3 protein-coding genes and 1 pseudogene are annotated in these 4015 nt (G+C 64.3%); all 4 read left to right on the top strand.

All coding sequences use genetic code 11. The features are described 5' to 3' along the window. The coding region (locus tag ACG01O_RS22215) for a DUF2345 domain-containing protein (protein WP_394387793.1) at positions 1–917 on the top strand (917 nt) is incomplete at its 5' end. After that, a complete protein-coding gene (locus ACG01O_RS22210) occupies positions 914–2548 on the top strand; it encodes a hypothetical protein (RefSeq protein ID WP_394387791.1) in 1635 nt (544 codons plus the stop codon). The genes ACG01O_RS22215 and ACG01O_RS22210, both read left to right, overlap by 4 nt. A gap of 2 nt (positions 2549–2550) precedes the next feature. Further along, on the top strand, positions 2551–3582 hold the full coding sequence (locus ACG01O_RS22205; protein ID WP_394387789.1) for a PoNe immunity protein domain-containing protein: 1032 nt from the start codon (positions 2551–2553) through the stop codon (positions 3580–3582). 15 nt (positions 3583–3597) lie between these two features. Continuing rightward, positions 3598–4015 (top strand): annotated as a pseudogene (locus tag ACG01O_RS22200) (hypothetical protein); the annotation flags it as partial.

Raw genomic sequence — 4015 nt, 5'->3', positions numbered from 1 at the left:
TCGACCCCACGCGCGACGGCCACCACCCCGACGCCGTCAACGGCCAGGACAGCCGCCAACCCGCGCCCGGCAGCCGCACGCCGGACAAACCCACGCCGCGCACCGCCCGCCCGCACCTCGTGCTGGATAGCGCCGCCAGCCTGGGCCAAATCACGCCGGGCGACCTCACCACGCTGGCCGGCCAACACTTGAGCCGCACCAGCCAAGGCGACCAGCACGAGACCGCCGCCCACACCCACCATCAACTCACGGGCGAGCACTTCAGCCTGTACGCCCACAGCGGCCAACTCCAAGCCAAGGCCGCCGCCGGGCCCGTGTCACTGCAGGCCCACACCGACGCGCTGGAACTGCTGGCCGACCAAAGCCTGCAGATCCTGTCCGTCAACGACGAGATCCACATCCAGGCCAAGGACCGCATCGAACTCATCGCTGCCGACAGCGGCATCGTGCTCAGCGGCGGCGACATCGAGATCAAGACCCCGGGGACGTTTGAGGTCAAGACGAGTTCGCATGAGTTCCTGGGTGGGGGGAGCCAGACGGCGGAGTTGGTGGCGTTGCCAAAAGGCACGCTCAACGAGTCACCACAAGACATCGAATTGCATTTTCACTACGACGACCTGAGCCCGGTTATCGGTGCGCCCTACAAGATCACTTTCGAAGACGGCACCGTCCGCACCGGCGCGCTCGACGCCCAGGGCTATGCCCTCGAAAAGGCCGTGCCCAAGGGCCGCTACCGCGTCGAGTACGGGGAGGACAGCCGCGCTTGGCAGCCGCCTCCGCTGGCCAAGAACGAGGCCCCCTTCCAACAGCCCCAATTCAAAGCCGAGGGCCAAGCAGCGCTGGAACGCATGCTCAAGAATGAACCCGTCGCCGCTCCCTCCACTGCAGCCGCACTCCCCTTGGGAGCCCAGCCATGAGCCGCGCCGATGTGGAGAGCTTCTTTCGCACCCTGCTGCTGGGTGACTTCGATGAGAACCAAAACAGCGCCGCCCTGGTCGTCGGTGGTCTGCTGGGCCTGATTCCCGTCCTGGATCAGGTCCTGGATGCCCGCGACATCACGGGCAGCCTCTATAAGATCAACCAGGCCGGCGGCTTCAAAAATGCGAGCACGGACCAGGTAGTGAGCTTCGGTTTCGCTGCCTTCGGCGCTATCCCCGAAGTGGGCAGCGTCTTCAAGGGCGTGTTCAAGCCCCTTTACAAGCAGCGCAAGGCAGCCAAGGGCGCCGTGCATGGGGGCCTGCATGCGCTGGAAGTGATGCTGGGTATGAAAAAGGGCGGTGCCCTCACCTGGATCCGCAAAGAGCTGATCGGCAAATGGGGGCCCCGCACCCGAGACGCCATCGCCACGGCCAACGCTGCTCTGTCCGCCACGATCGAACTGACAGAGTTTCTGGCCACCGCCAGTGGCTGGAAGGACTGGCTGGTGCCTGACTCCATCCAAGCGCTGGCCAGGCAACTGCTGCCAGGGCTCAAGGCGCTGCGGGGCAGCTTGGATGCGCCGATTCAGCGCGCCAGCAACGAGATCCGAGAGTTCCTGGAAGACCTGCTGGGCGAACAAGCGGCCGCCGTTGTCATGGCTGTCGGACAGACAGCAGCCGCCGGAAGTGCGGTGCCGGGCAGCCGAACCCGGAACGGACACAACGCTGCGGCGGTGCACAGCCCAGACCGTCACACCTCCACCAAAACCAAGCCGACACGGCATGGGGAAGAGACGGTCAGTGCCAAACCCAAGGTGGATGCCAAGTCAGGTTCGGGGCCTGTGCATGCAGTCGTGCAAGCCACCGCAAAAGCGACTAAGGACCTGGCTAACCAGCAAAAGGGATTGATTGGTGAGCACGTGGCGGACTTCCACGAACTCAACCGCTTGGGCGGGAATTGGCCGCACGACAAATCCACTGGAAGCTGGAGCCCAGCGACGGTCAAGAAGCTCAACGTGGACAAACGCCCAGTCAACTTGAGCTTGGCTGACTTGCCCAAAGTGAATCACGCCGGCATCGACGCAGTGTGGGAGCACGCCGGGCAGTACACGGTGACGGAAGCAAAAGCCAGCGCCAGCATCGGTGCCGTGTACGGCATGGGAAAGTTCAAAGAAAAAAAGGGGCTGATCCCTGTCGTCACCGGGCTCAATCAGGATCAGCAGTTGCTGCATTACCTGCTGAGTGACAGCTCAGACAAGAAGGGCACGCAGACGGCGTTGATGCAGATGGGGGCGGCTTGGGTGCAAGACCGTGCGCCAAGAGAAGGCTTATCAGCCGCAGTGACCGCTGCTTTGAGGGTGCGCAACAAGGCGAACTACAAGCGACATGTTGTCCTTGTCACCCTCGAGTCGCCAGGCGGACTCGCCCACGCAGAGGCCATGATTGACGTGAGCATGGGTAAGCCGGCGTCAGAGCTTCATCCGCATACAGACCACAGCCTGACACGGGAATGGGAGGCTGCGGCGATTGATGCCGTAGACGCTGCCCGCCTGAATGCGCACGAAGCAAGACGCGCGGCGTCCAAACCAGACGACGCAGCACCCAAGCCGAGCCGCAGGAAGAACAAGTAGCCATGACTGAAGAAGTGTTCCGCGCGAAACGGCGCCAGCCGTTCCTCACCAAAAAGTACTACAACCTCAACAGCTCATTACTGGAGCGCGAGCTGGAACTTGATGCGCGAGCTACCGCAGAGGGGGTACTGCCACCAACGGATGTGTCCTACTCGGACATCCCGGGCTCGGCATTCAAAGGCGCAATGAAACTTCTGCGCCTCCACTACACCGCTGGCGAACCCATCGAGTCGCTTAAACCACTGCTTGCCGCCGCCATGAAGTGGTTCGGCGAATGGCACGTAGCCTATGGCGCCCAGATTCAGCATTTGGCCAAGGCGTCCGGTGAAGAACTGCGCACCGACGGTTCGCCGGTGCACATGGAAGATCTCTTCCACTGCCAGTTAGCGATGGAGTTGGTGAGCTTTGGCATCTTGCTTGGCGAGGCAGACGCCGTGCGCCGGGTTGCAGCTTGGCTCGGACGCTACCGTGGTACCGATATGCTCCTTGAAGCACTGCTGGAGCAGGTCGTCGCCGACCCACGGGACGTCGAAGAGTTCTTCCACGAAGAACCGTATGGCTTGTTGCTTGACGCCGTCTACACAGCCGAAAACCCCGAAGCAGCCAGCGACTTCGTCAAGCACTACGTGGAAGGTTGGTACAAAGCCTTTGAAGGCGTTCCGTGGCACGACGGCCACCTCGTGGTGACGGACGAGTACAGCAACTACGAGGGCTACTGGGCATTCGAAGCGGCGGCCATCTGCGTGCTTTACGACATCGACGACAGCAGTTTCCGAGACCACCTCGTCTACCCGAAAGATCTAGCCGACTGGGCCCGAGCAAACAATGTCGTGGATCGGCTGGCGCCCGCTGCCGGCGCGCAAGCACTGCGGCTGCGCTGCGAAGGAGGCCAGCCCTGTCCTCAGGCTGGCTTCTGGAGCACGCCGGCCCAAGCCAACAGCCGGCGCCGGTTTGCAGCCAACGAATTGATGCCCGCCGTCGAAGGATCTTCGTGGGGCGCCACCATCTGGTACTGGGACGACGCGCAGGGTTGAACGGTGCGGCTGCCGATGCCGGGCCTTCGGCCCGGGCTCTGCTCAGCGCCACTCACGCGGCGAGGCCTCCGCGTTGGCACCCCGTCATGCCCAACGCGCGCCCGGCAGGGCGCGCTGGACCTCGGCAGCGAACTGGCCCGCCTGCACGCCGACGCCGAACTCGAGCACGGCAGCTACCGCAACGCCTTCAGCGCCATCCCGGCCACCCTCGCCCTCACGCCGCGCTGGGCGCCCCGCCCCGCCGCACAGGCCCAGGTGGCACGCGTCGTCGGCCTGGATGACGCCGTCGTCCACACCGACCGCGACGCCCGCGTGAAGGTGCAGTTCGCCTGGCAACGCGGCGAACGCCCCAACCCCGGCGGTCTGATGCTGGACGAGCCGCCCCCCGCCTCCAGCGGCGCCCCCGGCGACCACCGCGCCGGCACCTGGGTGC

The organism is Pelomonas baiyunensis (genome assembly GCF_043555935.1).
Classification (GTDB): domain Bacteria; phylum Pseudomonadota; class Gammaproteobacteria; order Burkholderiales; family Burkholderiaceae_C; genus Pelomonas; species Pelomonas baiyunensis.
Note: the sequence above shows the minus strand (reverse complement) of the source record. Positions and strands in the feature narration are given on the sequence as shown.

Coding starts and splice junctions, on each gene's coding strand:
- ACG01O_RS22205 (WP_394387789.1), top strand. CDS start 2,551: ATGACTGAAGAAGTGTTCCGCGCGAAACGGCGCCAGCCGTTCCTCACC.
- ACG01O_RS22210 (WP_394387791.1), top strand. CDS start 914: ATGAGCCGCGCCGATGTGGAGAGCTTCTTTCGCACCCTGCTGCTGGGT.